A 14,373-nucleotide genomic window follows, 5' to 3' on the forward strand; every position below is an offset into this window, starting at 1 on the left:
CCTCACGGCCGTCATCAGGCCGATAAATCAGCCCCGCAACACGACCCTGTCCGGCCGAATCCGGACAACAAGGCGCTCGGTGCCCGGCTTGTCCTGCCACGGCTGTCCCCGGTACTTCTGCGAGAGCTCCTGAATCAGGGCGCCCTCGGGGTCGGGCGTCATGGTCACCGTGCCCCGGACCTCCAGATACCGGTACGGATCGTCAGGATCGATGATCAGCAGGCTCGCCCGCGGATCGCGCTCGAAGTTGCGCGGCTTCACGCGGCCCTTCACGGTGGAGAACAGCACATCGTCGCCGTCGGCGCGTACCCACACCACCGTCGACTGGGGGCCGCCGTCGGCGTTGAGGCTGGTGACGGTGGCGTAATTGGGCGCGTCCAGGAGTTTGCGCGCTTCCTCGGGCAACTCGGCCATGTCTCTCCTTGATCGGTCTCGGATCACATTCTTCTGTAGGCTCGAAACCGCCATGGACGTGACTCCCCCCTCTTTGCTCCGCCGCCTGGGCATCGCCCTCGCGGGGCTCGCGGTCGCCGCTCTCGCCGGTGCCGCGTGCGCGCTCTCGTTCGACGACCTGCGCGCGCTCGCCGTCGTCGGCGAGGCCAGGACCGACCTCGCCTACCTCTACCCGGCCGCCTTCGACGCGCTGCTCGTGGTCGCGCTGGTGTGCGTGCTGCTGCTGCGTTCGGCCCGCGTGCTGGTACGCGTGCAGGCGGCGACCGTGCTGGTCCTGCTCATCGTCGCCGCGGCGGCGGTCAACGTGGCCACCGCGACACGCTTCGCCTTCGACGCCCGGCAGGTGGCCGTGGGGGTGGCGCTGGCTCCTTGGGTCATGCTCGCCGTGGCCCTGTGGCTGTGGCTGCTGCTCATCAAGCACGTCCAGTCGGGCGGGCGGGTGACCGGTGGGCGTGTCTCGGGTGCCGGGGACGACGGTGCCGCGGAGACGGACATCGTGCCGTTCCACCGGGGGCGGGGCGCGGTCGAGGCGGGTCCGCCGCCGCTGGTGACCACGGGCGCGACGGGCTCCCCGGCTGCGGCGGCCGCGGCGGTGCTTGAGCCCACGCCGGTCGTGGGCCCCACCCCCGCCCCCGAGACTCCCCCGGTCTCGCCCTACGAAGCGGGGGCGGTCACGGCGGAGGGGGCGGTCACGGGGGAGGACGAGCCCGGGTCACCGAGCGGTGCAGTGTCGACGCAGGTCCCGGCCTCGGCGCAGGTCCCGGCCTCGGCGCAGGTCCCGGTATCGGCGCAGGTCGCCGAATGGCAGGCCGCCCAAGAGCCGCAGCAGGCACAGCCCGAGCAGCCCCACCGGTCCCAAGAGCCTCAGGAGGCCCAGGAGCGGCGGGAGCGGGCTTCGGAGCAGTCACCGGAGCTCCAGGACCCGGAGCCGCAGCAGCCGGAGGTCCGGGAGCCGGAAGCTCCGGAGCCGGAGGTCCGGGAGCCGGAGGTCCGGGCTGAGGTGGCGGATACGGGGCCGTCTGAGCACGCTCAGAAGCCGCCACAGCAGCTCCACACTGCCGCCGACGACCATCATCACGACCACCACGGCCATGGCGTCGACGCACAGCCCACCCAGAACGCTCCCGGGGACACTGCTGCAGAGCCCGCCCCCCGGCCGCAGGAGCCCCCCACCCGTCCGGTCCGCTGGGGTGACCGTTACAAGCCGACCGACGTCCTGGTCCACCCCCGCCCCGACCCCAGGAACGCCGACACCCAGCCCCAGCCCGTCATCAGGGACGAGCCGCCCCGGCCCCAGTCCTCATCGGACGCCCCTGAGGGCGAGTTAGAGGACACCGCACCTCACCCGGTGATCCGGGAGGACACCCCGGCCCCGTCCGGCCGTCTACGGAGCACTCCGCGCCCTCCAGAGCCGGAGGAATGACCCCACAAGCCACAGACGGACGCCAGCAGGAAGGCCCGCCTCGCGAAGCGAGGCGGGCCGATGTATGTCCGGCGCATCTCCGGCGTAAGCGTGCCAGTGCCGTGCCGCCGGCCTGCTGTCTGTTCGCTAGACGCGGTGGCCGCGCTTGAGGCCGGCGACCAGGCCGACGCCCACGACGGCGAGCACGACCTGCATCACCAGCTCGATCCAGTCGATGCCGGGGGTCGTCTCCACGCCCAGCACCTGCGCGAGCAGCGTGCCCACGAGGGCGGCCACGATGCCGACGACGACGGTGAGGATCCACCCGATGGCCTGCCTACCGGGAAGCAGCAGGCGACCGATTGCGCCAATCACGGCGCCAATCACGATGGCGCCAAGGATGGACTGGATTGTCATGGTTCGAAACCTCCCCGTGAGGTGACCCATTCACGCTCACGGGAATGTCGCTACCCGATCTCCGGCGATTATGCGCCGATTTTGATTTGCGCAGGTCATGTGGTGGTGCTGCCGCGGGAACGTCCTCCGCGACCGCGCCCTATGCCCATCCGGGTGACGAGCAGCACGCCGATGACGGCCAGGACGACCTGGATGATGTGCTCGATCCAGTTGATGCCCCTCGTGTTGGCCACGCCGATCGCTGCCGCGATCGCTGTGCCGATCAAGGCCGCCACGATGCCGACGACGAGGGTCAGCCCGATGGACATGTTCTGCCTGCCCGGCACCAGCAGGCGGCCGAGCGCACCGACGATGGCGCCGATGATCACGGCGGAGACAATCGCGCCGATCATGTGTAGCTCCCCCCGAAGACGTTCACATGTCTCGGGAAGACGTACCCCTGAACAGGACAAACAACCCAATGTACGAGGAAGGCGGCGGTCCGTACCGCGCCAGTGACGAACCGCCGCCTCCGCTTCTGGCGGGCTGGCTGACGACCCGCCGGGACACCCTCACGCATCCCACATGAGAGACGCCCGGCTAGCCGGAGAGGTTCACCACCAGCGCGGTCGCGACGGCGGCGATGCCCTCACCACGGCCGGTCAGCCCGAGCCCGTCGGTGGTGGTGGCGGAGACGCTCACGGGCGCGCCCGCGGCGTTGGTCAGCGCGAGCTCGGCCTCGACGCGGCGTGGCGCGAGCTTCGGCCGGTTGCCGATCACCTGGACGGCGATGTTGCCGATCTCGTAGCCCGCGGCGCGCACCTGGCGGGCGGTCTCCTCCAGCAGGGCGATGCCCGTGGCGCCCGCCCAGCGCGGGTCGGACGTGCCGAACAGCCGGCCCAGGTCGCCGAGGCCGGCTGCGGACAGCAGCGCGTCGCAGGCGGCGTGGGCGGCGGCGTCGCCGTCGGAGTGGCCCTCAAGGCCGAGCTCCCCGGGCCACCGCAGCCCGGCGAGGCTCAGCTCGCGCCCTGAGTCCTTCGAAGCGAACGGGTGGACGTCGACACCGACGCCCACCCGTGGAAGATTCGTGTTCAGCTGTTGAGAACCTCGTCGAGAAGGGCCTCGGCCTTGTCCTCATTGGTCTTCTCGGCGAGCGCCAACTCACTGACCAGGATCTGGCGCGCCTTGGCGAGCATGCGCTTCTCGCCCGCGGACAGACCGCGCTCGCGGTCCCTCCGCCACAGGTCCCGAACGACTTCGGCGACCTTGTTCACATCTCCGGATGCGAGCTTCTCCAGATTGGCCTTGTAACGACGAGACCAGTTGGTCGGCTCTTCCGTGTGCGGCATGCGAAGGACATCGAAAACCCGCTCAAGGCCTTCCTGGCCGACGACATCGCGCACACCGACAAGTTCTGCGTTTTCGGCTGGCACCTGGACGGTAAGGTCGCCCTTGTCGACCTTGAGCACCAGGTAGGTCTTTTCCTCACCCTTGATGGATCGCGTCGTGATTGCTTCGATCCGAGCAGCCCCATGGTGGGGGTAGACGACAGTGTCGCCGACCTGGAAAGTCATGTGACAAGTACCCCTTCCGCTGTACTCCAGGGTACCACGCATCCACAGCCTCCCGGAACAGTGAAATCCTCATAACTGCAGGTCAAAGCCGCATATTGGGGCTTGACATGCGCTCAACTCTATGCCTGACATTTCCGGACATAGCGAATGACCTGCGGGGGCGCGGATATGACCATGGATTCGGATCGATATGGTTGGCGCTGCACTCACGCGCCGTTGATACATGCGCGAGAGCCCCCGACACGCATGCGCAAGACCCAAGGAGTACCCGCTCGTGACCAGCCGTCGCTGGATTGTCGCCGCCGCAGCGTTCTTGGCTGCCCCCGTGCTCGCCGGCTGCGGCGCGGGATTCGACGCCACCACCGCCAAGCCATACGCACCTAACGAGGCTCAGGTTCTCATCGAGAACGGCGCTTACGGCTCGCGTGGCATCAACATCCCGCAGGCGTTCATCCTCGGCCCCGACTCCGGAGCCCAGCTCCCGTGGCGCGGCTCCGCCCCGATCTATCTCAACATCCTCAACACCACGGCCACCCCCGACACCCTTCAGGCGGTCTCGGCCGGGAACATGGGCTCGGTCAAGATCGCGAGCCCGATCCAGATCCCGAGCAACCAGCTCGTCAACACCGGCAAGCCCAGCCCCCAGCTCATGCTCGAAAGCATCTCCAAGAGCCTCAGGGGCGGCGAGACCATCAAGCTGGACCTCCAGTTCGCCAACGCCGGCACCGTGTCCCTCAACGTGCCTGTGGTGACGCGCAGCCGCGAATTCGCCGAATACCCCCCGGCCCCCGGCGCGACCCCCGCCCCCACGCCCACTCCCTCCGCCTCGGCCCCCGCCGAGGAGGAGGCGCACTAGCAGCAGCCCCAAGACAGCCGAAAACCCCTTGTTCCGGTACGCACCACGTACCGGAACAAGGGGTTTTTCAGTCGTCCACCACGTCGAACTTGTAGCCGAGGCCGCGCACGGTCAGGATGCACCGCGGGTTGGACGGATCGGCCTCGATCTTCGCGCGCAGGCGCTTGACGTGTACGTCGAGCGTCTTGGTGTCGCCCACGTAGTCGGCGCCCCAGACGCGGTCGATGAGCTGGCCGCGGGTGAGCACCCGCCCGGCGTTGCGCAGCAGCACCTCCAGCAGCTCGAACTCCTTCAGCGGCAGCTGCACCTGCTCGCCGCGCACCGCCACCACGTGCCGGTCGACGTCCATGCGCACCGGGCCGACGGCCAGCACGGCGCTCTCCAGCTCCTCCACGACGTCGCCCTGGCGGCGCAGCACCGCCCGGATGCGGGCGACCAGCTCGCGCGAGGAGAACGGCTTGGTCACGTAGTCGTCGGCGCCGAGTTCCAGGCCGACGACCTTGTCGATCTCGCTGTCCTTGGCGGTCAGCATGATCACCGGCACCTTGGAGCGCTGCCGCAGCGACCGGCACACCTCCGTGCCGGGCAGGCCGGGCAGCATGAGGTCGAGCAGCACCAGGTCGGCGCCGTTGCGGTCGAACGTGTCGAGCGCCTCCGGCCCGGTGGCCGCGACCGACACCTCGAACCCCTCCTTGCGCAGCATGTAGGACAGGGCGTCGGAGAAGGACTCCTCGTCCTCGACGACGAGCACCCGGGTCACGACTCCTCCACAAGGGTGCTGTGTTCGATGGTTCGTGGGCTCCGCTCAGTCACGGGCTGCCTCCAGAGGGGTTGCGGGTGGTACTGCCACCGCCGTGCCGCCGAAGGCCGGCAGGCGGAGGGTGAAGGTGGAGCCGGACCCTTCCTTGCTCCAGACGGACACCTCGCCGGCGTGCGCGACGGCGACGTGCTTGACGATGGCGAGGCCGAGACCGGTGCCGCCGGTGGCTCGGGACCTCGCCGCGTCGACCCGGAAGAAGCGCTCGAAGATGCGCTCCAGCGCCTCCTCCGGGATGCCGATGCCCTGGTCGCTGACGCTGATCTCGACCGAGTCACCGGCCGGTCTGACGCTGACGACGACCCGGGTGTGCTCGGGGCTGTAGGCGACGGCGTTGTCGATGAGGTTGCGCAGGGCGGTGACGAGCAGCTCGTCGTCGCCCCAGACGCGCAGGCCCTCGGTGCCGCCGGTGACGATCGCGATGTCCTTCGCCCCGGCCTTGGTGTTGCAGTGGTCGATGGCGTCCTGGACGGCCTCGTCGATCGGGACCTGCTCCGGGATGGGGATGGGCTCGGCGCCCTGGATCCTGCTCAGCGTGATGAGGTCCTGGACGAGGTAGTTGAGCCGGGCCGCCTCGTGCTGCATGCGGTTGGCGAAGCGGGTGACGGCCTCGGGGTCGTCGGCGGCGTCCTGGATGGTCTCGGCCAGCAGGCTGAGCGCGCCGACGGGGGTCTTCAGCTCGTGGCTGACGTTGGCGACGAAGTCGCGGCGCACGGCCTCGACGCGGCGCCGCTCGGTCTGGTCCTCCGCCAGCACCAGCACCTGGCCGTAGGAGCCGAGCGGCGCGACGCGGACGGCGAAGTTCGTGGTCTCCTGGCCGAACTTGTGCCCGGCGACGTCGATCTCGCTCTCGCGGATCTCGCCGTCGCGGCGTACCTGGCGGGCCAGGGCGAGCAGTTCGGCGGCCATCAGCCGATCCCCCCTGACCAGCCCGAACGCCCGCGCCGCCGAGCTGGCCCGCAGCACCCGGTCGTGCGCGTCGAGCACCACGGCGGAGGAGGGCAGCACCGCGAGCACCGAGGCGACGCCCTGCGGCAGCGCCGTCCCCGGCGTCACTCCCTCGTCCGCGGCGGCGCGGCTCGGCGCCTCGATCTGGTTGCGGTAGAACAGGACCGCCAGGGCTCCCACGACGAACCCGGCCAGGGCCGCGAAGCTCATGGCCATCTCACTCATGTCTTCGATGGTAGGTGGCCCGCTTCGGGCTATATGCCCTCTCATCAGGGGATGAACGCCCCTTTCGTGGAAAGTTCATCTCGCGGTCGAGGTTCGTTCATCATGCGCCTCGTACGGTGACGACATGCGCGACGCCTACCATGAAGAACTTGAAGGACTGACCGACAAACTGGTCGAGATGACCAGGCTGGTCCGGTCCGCCATCTCCCGTGCCACCACCGCCCTCCTCGACTCGGACCTGGCGATCGCCGAGAGCGTCATCTCGCGCGACGAGGAGGTCAACGCGATCTTCGCCGAGATCGAGACCACCATCTTCGACCTGATGGCCAGGCAGCAGCCGGTGGCGGTGGACCTGCGGCTGGTCATCACCGCGCTGCGCATGGGCACCGACCTGGAGCGGATGGGTGACCTCGCGGTCCACGTCGCCAAGGTCGCCCGGCTGCGCCACCCCGACTCGGCGATCCCGGCGCAGATGCGCTCCACGATCGTGGAGATGGGCCAGATCGCCGAGGCCCTCGTCACCAAGGCCGGCAGCTGCGTCGCCTCGCGCGACGTGGAGTCGGCGATGGAGCTGCCGCAGGACGACGACGCGATGGACCGGCTGCACCGCCGGCTGTTCCGGATGCTGCTCACCAAGGACTGGCCGCACGGGGTGGAGGCGGCCATCGACGTCACGCTCATCGGCCGCTACTACGAGCGTTACGCCGACCACGCCGTACGGGTCGCGCAGGACGTCGTCTACCTCGTCACCGGCAGCCGCCCGAGCTGAGCAGCGAGGGGGCTCGTAGGCTTGGACCCGTCAGGCGTCGGAAGGGGCGGGCCTCATGGAGCGCGGGCGCTGCTACGCGTGCAAGCGGGAGTTCGACTTCGACCCCGCGGAGGTGACGACGTTCCTGGTGGACCGGGCGACCGGGCTGCCGCCCGGCATCACCGTCGCGGGCGCGCTGCGGCCGGCGACGCCGGAGGCGCTGGCCCGCTCGGCGGACCTGCCGGTCTGCCCGGACTGCGTGGACAAGGCCGAACGGGGTCTCCCGTTCGGCCCGACCACGGGCGGGTGAGCCTCAGCGGCCCTGGTTGGCCACGGCCTCGATGGCGGCCTTGGCGGCCTCGGGGTCGAGGTATTCGCCGCCCTTGACGAGCGGGCGGAAGTCGGCGTCCAGCTCGTAGCGCAGCGGGATGCCGGTCGGGATGTTGAGGCCCGCGATGGCCTCGTCGCTGACGCCGTCGAGGTGCTTGACCAGGGCCCGCAGCGAGTTGCCGTGGGCGGCCACCAGCACCGTGCGGCCGGCCGAGAGGTCGGGGACGATCTCGTCGTACCAGTAGGGCAGCATGCGCTCCACGACGTCCTTCAGGCACTCCGTGCGGGGCATGAGCTCCGGCGGGAGCAGCGCGTAGCGGCGGTCGCCGGCCTGGGAGAACTCGTCGTCGTCGGCGATCGGGGGCGGCGGCACGTCGTAGGAGCGGCGCCAGAGCATGAACTGCTCGTCGCCGAACTCCTCGCGCGTCTGCGCCTTGTTCTTGCCCTGGAGAGCGCCGTAGTGGCGCTCGTTGAGCCGCCAGCTCCGCTTGACCGGCAGCCAGGCCAGGTCGGCCTCGGCCAGCGCGAGCTGGGCCGTCTGGATGGCCCGGCTGAGCAGGCTGGTGTGGACGATGTCCGGGCGCAGCCCGGCCTCCACCAGGAGCTTGCCGCCCCGGCGGGCCTCTTCCTCGCCCTTGGCGGACAGGCTCACGTCCACCCAGCCGGTGAACAGGCCCTTCGCGTTCCAGTCACTCTCGCCATGCCGTAGCAGCACCAAAGTCGCCATGGCCCAATCCTAGGGGTGGGCGGTCCGCGCGGGCTTTCAGCGGTCGGGGTCGGCGAAGCGGGCGAACGCCTGGAGGTTCGCCAGCGACTCGCCGCGCTTGGCCCGCCAGGCCCACTCGCGCCGGATCGAGGAGGCGAAGCCCAGCTCAAGTGCCCGGTCGAACCAGTCGTCCGCGTAGGTGAGCACGCAGCCGAGCAGCCGGTCGATCTCGTCGGCGTTCACGGCGGCCAGCGGGACGCGGCCCACGAGGTAGACGTCGCCGACGGGGTCGAGGGAGAAGTGCACGCCGTACATGGAGCCGTTCTTCTCCAGGAGCCAGCGCTGGAACTCCTCGTGGTTCTCGTCCGGCCTGCGGCAGAAGAACGCCTCGACGTGCAGCACCCGTTCGCCGACGATGAGCCAGGTCATGGTGGCGAGCTTGTGCTGTCCGGGGAGCTTGACGAGGAACGCCCCCGGCCTCGGCTCGTCGTAGGTGACCTCCGAGGCTTTGAGCGCGGCTTCGACGACTTCTCGCACGGCTTCTCGCATGGTTACGCAGGCTACAGATTGATCGCCACGGGCGTCTTGTGCAGGTGGGCGATGGCGGCCGCGTAGACCTCGACGAGCCGGGACGCCGTGGCCTGCCAGCCGAAGGCGGCGGCGTGCGCGCGGGCGCCGTCGGCGAGCCGGTCGCGCCAGGCGGGCTCGGTGACGAAGCGGCTCAGCGCCCGCGCCCATTCGGCCGGGTCGTGGGTGTCGAGGAGCAGGCCGGAGACGCCGTCCCTGACGGCGGTGCGCAGGCCGCCGACGGCCGCGGCGGCGACCGGCGTGCCGCACGCCTGCGACTCCAGTGCGACGAGGCCGAACGACTCGCTGTACGACGGCACGACCGTGACCGTGGCCGCCCGGTACCAGTCGGCGAGCTCCTGCTGGGGCACCGCGGGCACGAGCCTGACGACGTCGAGGATGCCCCGCTCGACGGCCAGCTCGGCGAGGATCGACGGGCGGGCGAGCCCGTTGCCCGACGGGCCGCCGACGCAGGCCACGACGAGCCGCCCGCGCAGCGACGGGTCCTCGATGAGCAGCCGGGACGCGGCCCGCAGCAGCACGTCCGGCGCCTTGAGCGGCTGGATGCGGCCGACGAACAGCAGCACGTGCGCGCCCAGCGGCAGGCCCAGGCGGTGCCGGGCGGCGGCCTGCGAGGCGGGCCTGAAGACGTTGAGGTTGACGCCGGGGTTGACGACGGCGACGCGCTGCTCGGGGGCGCCGTACAGGTCGATGAGCTCGCGGGCCTCGTCGCCGGTGTTGGCGACCAGGCGGTCGGCGATCTGCACGACCTGCTCCTCGCCGACCACGCGGGCCTGCGGCTCGGGCTTGTCGCCGGCGGCGAGCAGGAGGTTCTTGACCTTGGCCATGGTGTGCATGGTGTGGACGAGGGGGACGCCCCAGCGCTCCTTGGCCAGCCAGCCGACCTGGCCGGAGAGCCAGTAGTGGGAGTGGATGACGTCGTAGCGGCCGGGGTCGTACATGGCCTCGATGCGCAGCACCTCGGACAGGAACGCGCAGAGCTGGGCGGGCAGGTCGGCGCGGTCCATCTCCTCGTACGGGCCGGCGGTGACGTGCCGGACGAGGACGCCGGGGGCGAGCTCGGCCACGGGGGGCAGGTCGCGGGCGGTGGCGCGGGTGAAGATCTCCACCTCCACGCCGAGCTCGGCGAGCCGCTTGGCGGACTCGACGATGTACACGTTCATGCCGCCGGCGTCGCCCGTACCGGGCTGGTGCAGGGGCGACGTGTGCATGCTGATGGTCGCGACCCGGCTGACCCGTCGTCGCCTCACTCGGCATCACCTCCCTGCTGCTAACCATCCAGATTTTTACGACATTCCCGACATGTGACCACACCGGGGGCACGTCGGACGCGGCGGCCCCGCGCTGGCAGGATGTGGGGCATGCGGAAGACGGCTGTGGTGACCGGGGCGAGCAGCGGGATCGGCGAGGCGACGGCGCGCCGGCTCGCCGCCGAGGGGTACGACGTGGTGGCCGGCGCGCGCCGGCGCGACCGGCTCGACAAGCTGGCCGCCGAGGTGCCCGGCATCCGGGCGGTGACGCTCGACGTGACCTCCGACGAGTCGGTGGCCGCGCTCGCGGCCTCGCTGGAGCGCTGCGACGTGCTGGTCAACAACGCGGGCGGCGCGCTCGGCCTGGAGCCGGTGACCGAGGGGCGGCTCGCCGACTGGCAGCGCATGTACGACGTCAACGTGCTCGGCTCCCTGCGCATGACCCAGGCGCTGACCCCCAAGCTGATCGACTCCGGCGACGGCGTGCTGGTGATGCTGACCTCGACCGCCGGCCTGGTGTCGTACGAGGGCGGCGGCGGCTACTGCGCGGCCAAGCACGCCCAGACCTCGATGGCCGAGACCCTGCGCCTGGAGCTGGTCGGGCAGCCGGTGCGCGTGGTGGAGATCGCGCCGGGCATGGTGCGCAGCGAGGGCTTCGCGGTCACCAGGTTCCGCGGCGACCAGGAGGCCGCCGACCGCGTCTACGAAGGCGTCCCCGACCCGCTGAGCAGCGACGACGTCGCCGACGCCATCGCCTGGTGCGTCACCAGGCCGGCCCACGTCAACATCGACCGCCTGGTCATCAGGCCGCGCGCCCAGGCGGCCCAGCACAAGGTGCACCGCATCCGATGAGCAGGGTCCGATGAGCAGGGTCTCGTGAGCAGGCCCGTCGGGGCCGTCACCAGGGGCACGACCGGCCACAACCGGCTGCGCCGCAGCGACCGCTGGATGGTCGCGGTGCACGGGCGGCGGCTGCGGGCGGCCGAGCGGCCCCTGGTGGTCGACCTGGGCTACGGGGCCTCGCACACCACGACGCTGGAGCTGTTCACGCGGCTGCGCCGGGTCGCGCCGCGGGTCGAGGTGGTGGGCATCGAGATCGACCCGGCGCGGGTGGCGCTGGCGAAGCCGTACGAGCGGGAGGGCCTGAGCTTCCGGCTCGGCGGCTTCGAGCTGCCCGTGGACCGGCCGCCGACGCTGGTCCGGGCGTTCAACGTGCTGCGCCAGTACCCCGAGGCGGACGCCTGGCACTACTGGGAGGTGCTGTGCGGCAAGCTGGCCCCGGACGGCGCGCTGGTCGAGGGCACCTGCTCGGAGAACGGGCGGCGGGCGGTGTGGGTGGGCCTGTCGCCTGAAGGGCCGGGCACGCTGACGTTCTCGGCCAGGTTCGACGCCTTCGAGCGGCCCTCCGACCTCGCCGACCGGCTGCCGAAGACGCTCATCCACCGGAACGTGCCAGGTGAGCGGATCCATGCGTTCCTGCGCGATTTCGACCACGCCTGGGCGGTGAGCGCCCCCTACGGTGCACATGGGGCGCGGCAGCGCTGGCTGGCCGCCGTACACCTCCTCATGGACTCCTGGCCGGTGTGCGACCGGCCGCCGCTCGGCGGGTGGCGGCGGTGGCGGCTGGGCGAGCTGACGCTGCCGTGGGCCGCGGTCGATCCTCGCTCCGCGCCCTAGCCGAGCCGCGCCTCGAAGACCGCGTACGCCGCGGAGTCGAACAGCACGAACCTCACCTCCGTCACCGACGTCTCCGCCGCCCGCACGGCCGCCACGGCGATGCGGGCGGCGTCGTCCATCGGCCAGCCGTAGATGCCGGTGGAGATGGCGGGGAAGGCCACCGTGGCGGCCTCCAGCTCGTCGGCCACCCGCAGCGACTCGCGGTAGCAGGAGGCCAGCAGGTGCGAGCGGTCCTCCGCGGCCGAGTGGACGGGCCCGACGGTGTGGATCACCCAGCGGGCGGGCAGCAGGCCCGCGGTCGTGGCCACGGCCTGGCCGGTCGGCAGGCCGCGCCCGTACCGGCCGGCGCGCAGCTCCCGGCAGGCCCGCAGGATGTCGGGGCCGCCGCGCCGGTGGATGGCGCCGTCCACGCCGCCGCCGCCCATCAGGGAGGAGTTTGCGGCGTTGACGACGGCGTCCACCGGCTGCGCGGTGATGTCGCCCTTGACCAGCGTGACTTTCATGTCCGCCTCTTCCCCCCGGCAAGAATGCGATCTGTGACATCCGGCACCCGAATGCCAGCTCGACGCTTTGTAGAGCTACCCTGAAAGACGTGAAGGGTCTTGGCGAGCTTGAGCGCAGCATCATGGACATCCTGTGGGCGGAGGACGGCGCACTGACCGCCCGCGAGGTCGGCAGGCTCATCGCCGACCGTGACCTCGCGCCGACCACGGTGATGACCGTGCTCGACCGCCTCACCCGCAAAGGGTTCCTGCAGCGCACCCGCGACGGCCGGGCCTGGAGATATCAGCCGGCCGAAAGCCGCGACGCCTACATCGCCGAGCTTATGCTGGAAGCCTTGGGCATGACGGGCGACCGATCGGCCGCCCTCACCCGCTTCGCCCAGGCTGTGTCAGGCCCCGAGGCGGACATCCTGCGCAGAGCCCTCACGGAGCTGGAGGAAGAGTGATCACGGCAGCGGCGCTGGCGGTGCTCGCTGCGGCGTGCGCTGTCGGCTCCTGGCGTTTCACCAGAGCCGGCTGGACCTCGCGCGCGCCGCGGCTGGCCATCTTTCTCTGGCAGTCCCTGGGCGTGGCCTGGGGGCTCGCGACGACCGGCGCGATGCTGGCGTACGCGGTCCAGCCCTACGACCTCGGCGTGCTGCCGGGGCTCATCGCGTTCGCGCGGGGGGAGACTCCGGCCACCCCGTGGGACGCGCTGCACGTGCTCGCCATGATCGCGGGCGTCACCGCGCTGGCCGTGCTCGTCGCGGTGCTGCTCACCGCCGGGGTGCAGGCGCTGCGTGCCCGCCACCGGCACCGCACGCTGCTCGCGCTCATCGCCCACGACGACCCGGCGATCCCCGGCGTACGGGTGCTCGACCACCCGGGCGCGGCCGCCTACTGCGTGCCGGGGCTGCGCTCGCAGGTCGTGGTCAGCGAGGGCGCGCGCAGGCTGCTGTCGCAGGACGAGCTCGCGGCCGTGCTGGCGCACGAGGCTGCGCACGTACGCGAGCGTCACGACCTGGTGCTGCTGCCCTTCGCGGCGCTGCGCAGGGCGCTGCCGTGGTCGAAGGTCGTGGCCGACGCGCAGGCGCAGGTCGAGCTGCTCATCGAGATGGCCGCCGACGACCGGGCCCGGCGCTACTGCTCGCCGCGCCGGCTGGCCACGGCGCTGCTCAGGTTCGGCTCGGCGGGAGCCATGCCGACGCCCCACGGCATGCTCGGCGTGCACGCCCACAACGTCATGGCCCGGGTGAACCGCCTGGTCAAGCCCGGTCCCGAGCTCGCGACGACGGTCCGTTACGGTTATCTCACGCTCGCTGTGACATTGCTCACCGCCGCACCCACCCTGTGGGTCTACCAGCTCTGATGCTTGCTGGTGTTAACTTCCGCGTTTGCAATTGCAAGCAGCGGGAGGCAGACTATGGGTATGGCACTACCCAAGGTCGGTTCGATCGGTGAATACATCCGCGAGCAGCGGCAGCAGGCGAAGATCTCCCTGCGCCAGCTCGCGGCGGCTGCCGGGGTCTCCAACCCCTACCTCAGCCAGATCGAACGGGGGCTGCGCAAGCCGAGCGCGGAGATACTCAACCAGATCGCCAAGGGTCTGCGGATCTCCTCACAGGCGCTCTACGTGCAAGCCGGCCTGATCGAGGACCGGGAACCGCCGAGCGACGTGATCACGGCGATCCGGGCCGATCCGCGTCTCACCGAGCGGCAACGCCAGGTGCTGATCGACATCTACGAGTCGTTCCGCAAGGAGAATCCGGAGGAGGGCGAGCAGACCTCCCAGAACGCTCGCCCCCACTCCGGATCCGAGCAGGACGACGAGCCGCTGCCCGAGGAGTTTCTCGCCGCGCTTGAGCCCTACGCGGCGACCTCACGCAACGGCAACGTCACCCAGGAAACCAAGGAAGGTTAA

The 14,373-nt window shown here is 70.8% G+C and carries 20 protein-coding genes; 9 read left to right on the top strand and 11 right to left on the bottom strand.

Annotated features, from left to right (window positions below; all coding sequences use genetic code 11):
- Positions 1-27: 27 nt before the first annotated feature.
- Positions 28-414: a PPOX class F420-dependent oxidoreductase gene (locus SMD20_RS26200; protein WP_329585790.1), complete on the bottom strand. Its 387-nt coding sequence runs from the start codon at positions 412-414 to the stop codon at positions 28-30.
- Positions 415-466: 52 nt separating this feature from the next.
- On the opposite strand from SMD20_RS26200, the gene SMD20_RS26205 reads away from it, so the two are divergent.
- On the top strand, positions 467-1,876 hold the full coding sequence (locus SMD20_RS26205; protein WP_329585792.1) for a DUF2637 domain-containing protein: 1,410 nt from the start codon (positions 467-469) through the stop codon (positions 1,874-1,876).
- A gap of 126 nt (positions 1,877-2,002) precedes the next feature.
- On the opposite strand, the gene SMD20_RS26210 is transcribed toward SMD20_RS26205, so the two are convergent.
- The 4 genes from SMD20_RS26210 to SMD20_RS26225 form a co-directional block, all read right to left on the bottom strand.
- Positions 2,003-2,272 (bottom strand): GlsB/YeaQ/YmgE family stress response membrane protein, encoded by a 270-nt coding sequence (locus SMD20_RS26210; RefSeq protein ID WP_091080742.1) that lies wholly within the window; start codon positions 2,270-2,272, stop codon positions 2,003-2,005.
- 95 nt (positions 2,273-2,367) lie between these two features.
- Positions 2,368-2,664: a GlsB/YeaQ/YmgE family stress response membrane protein gene (locus SMD20_RS26215; protein ID WP_329585795.1), complete on the bottom strand. Its 297-nt coding sequence runs from the start codon at positions 2,662-2,664 to the stop codon at positions 2,368-2,370.
- Positions 2,665-2,851: 187 nt separating this feature from the next.
- A complete protein-coding gene (gene ispF, locus SMD20_RS26220) occupies positions 2,852-3,325 on the bottom strand; it encodes a 2-C-methyl-D-erythritol 2,4-cyclodiphosphate synthase (protein WP_329585798.1) in 474 nt (157 codons plus the stop codon).
- Between the two features lie 17 nt (positions 3,326-3,342).
- Positions 3,343-3,825, bottom strand: a complete 483-nt coding sequence (locus tag SMD20_RS26225; RefSeq protein WP_020544658.1) for a CarD family transcriptional regulator — start codon at positions 3,823-3,825, stop codon at positions 3,343-3,345.
- A gap of 274 nt (positions 3,826-4,099) precedes the next feature.
- On the opposite strand from SMD20_RS26225, the gene SMD20_RS26230 reads away from it, so the two are divergent.
- Positions 4,100-4,681, top strand: a complete 582-nt coding sequence (locus SMD20_RS26230; protein WP_329585801.1) for a copper chaperone PCu(A)C — start codon at positions 4,100-4,102, stop codon at positions 4,679-4,681.
- Positions 4,682-4,748: 67 nt separating this feature from the next.
- Here the strand turns inward: SMD20_RS26230 and SMD20_RS26235 are convergent, their stop codons facing one another.
- Complete coding sequence (locus SMD20_RS26235) at positions 4,749-5,441, bottom strand: response regulator transcription factor (RefSeq protein WP_242377497.1); 693 nt, start codon at positions 5,439-5,441, stop codon at positions 4,749-4,751.
- 45 nt (positions 5,442-5,486) lie between these two features.
- Positions 5,487-6,662, bottom strand: a complete 1,176-nt coding sequence (locus SMD20_RS26240; protein WP_329592674.1) for a sensor histidine kinase — start codon at positions 6,660-6,662, stop codon at positions 5,487-5,489.
- Between the two features lie 133 nt (positions 6,663-6,795).
- On the opposite strand from SMD20_RS26240, the gene phoU reads away from it, so the two are divergent.
- Together phoU and SMD20_RS26250 are read left to right on the top strand one after the other, a co-directional pair.
- On the top strand, positions 6,796-7,440 hold the full coding sequence (gene phoU / locus SMD20_RS26245) for a phosphate signaling complex protein PhoU (RefSeq protein WP_329585807.1): 645 nt from the start codon (positions 6,796-6,798) through the stop codon (positions 7,438-7,440).
- A 55-nt stretch (positions 7,441-7,495) separates the two neighbouring features.
- A complete protein-coding gene (locus SMD20_RS26250; protein WP_329585810.1) occupies positions 7,496-7,729 on the top strand; it encodes a hypothetical protein in 234 nt (77 codons plus the stop codon).
- Positions 7,730-7,732: 3 nt separating this feature from the next.
- Here SMD20_RS26250 and SMD20_RS26255 read toward each other — a convergent pair whose 3' ends face one another.
- The 3 genes from SMD20_RS26255 to mshA are packed head-to-tail and all read right to left on the bottom strand — an operon-like array spanning position 7,733 to position 10,293.
- Complete coding sequence (locus tag SMD20_RS26255) at positions 7,733-8,476, bottom strand: phosphoglyceromutase (RefSeq protein WP_329585812.1); 744 nt, start codon at positions 8,474-8,476, stop codon at positions 7,733-7,735.
- 36 nt (positions 8,477-8,512) lie between these two features.
- On the bottom strand, positions 8,513-9,004 hold the full coding sequence (locus SMD20_RS26260) for a YbjN domain-containing protein (RefSeq protein ID WP_329585815.1): 492 nt from the start codon (positions 9,002-9,004) through the stop codon (positions 8,513-8,515).
- Positions 9,005-9,015: 11 nt separating this feature from the next.
- Positions 9,016-10,293, bottom strand: a complete 1,278-nt coding sequence (gene mshA / locus SMD20_RS26265; protein ID WP_329585817.1) for a D-inositol-3-phosphate glycosyltransferase — start codon at positions 10,291-10,293, stop codon at positions 9,016-9,018.
- 111 nt (positions 10,294-10,404) lie between these two features.
- Here mshA and SMD20_RS26270 point away from each other — a divergent pair, with 111 nt between their 5' ends.
- Positions 10,405-11,145: an SDR family oxidoreductase gene (locus tag SMD20_RS26270; RefSeq protein ID WP_329585820.1), complete on the top strand. Its 741-nt coding sequence runs from the start codon at positions 10,405-10,407 to the stop codon at positions 11,143-11,145.
- A gap of 24 nt (positions 11,146-11,169) precedes the next feature.
- On the top strand, positions 11,170-11,970 hold the full coding sequence (locus SMD20_RS26275; RefSeq protein ID WP_329585822.1) for a class I SAM-dependent methyltransferase: 801 nt from the start codon (positions 11,170-11,172) through the stop codon (positions 11,968-11,970).
- On the opposite strand, the gene SMD20_RS26280 is transcribed toward SMD20_RS26275, so the two are convergent.
- A complete protein-coding gene (locus tag SMD20_RS26280) occupies positions 11,967-12,473 on the bottom strand; it encodes an O-acetyl-ADP-ribose deacetylase (protein ID WP_329585825.1) in 507 nt (168 codons plus the stop codon). The genes SMD20_RS26275 and SMD20_RS26280 overlap by 4 nt on opposite strands.
- An 89-nt stretch (positions 12,474-12,562) precedes the next feature.
- On the opposite strand from SMD20_RS26280, the gene SMD20_RS26285 reads away from it, so the two are divergent.
- The 3 genes from SMD20_RS26285 to SMD20_RS26295 are packed head-to-tail and all read left to right on the top strand — an operon-like array spanning position 12,563 to position 14,373.
- On the top strand, positions 12,563-12,919 hold the full coding sequence (locus tag SMD20_RS26285; RefSeq protein ID WP_329585827.1) for a BlaI/MecI/CopY family transcriptional regulator: 357 nt from the start codon (positions 12,563-12,565) through the stop codon (positions 12,917-12,919).
- A complete protein-coding gene (locus SMD20_RS26290; protein WP_329585830.1) occupies positions 12,916-13,821 on the top strand; it encodes a M56 family metallopeptidase in 906 nt (301 codons plus the stop codon). Before SMD20_RS26285 ends, SMD20_RS26290 begins: the two co-directional genes overlap by 4 nt.
- Positions 13,822-13,881: 60 nt before the next feature.
- Positions 13,882-14,373 carry a helix-turn-helix domain-containing protein gene (locus SMD20_RS26295; RefSeq protein ID WP_329585832.1) on the top strand — a complete coding sequence of 164 codons (492 nt, stop codon included), beginning with the start codon at positions 13,882-13,884 and terminating at the stop codon, positions 14,371-14,373.

Source organism: Nonomuraea sp. LP-02, from assembly GCF_036289125.1.
Taxonomy (GTDB): domain Bacteria; phylum Actinomycetota; class Actinomycetes; order Streptosporangiales; family Streptosporangiaceae; genus Nonomuraea; species Nonomuraea bangladeshensis.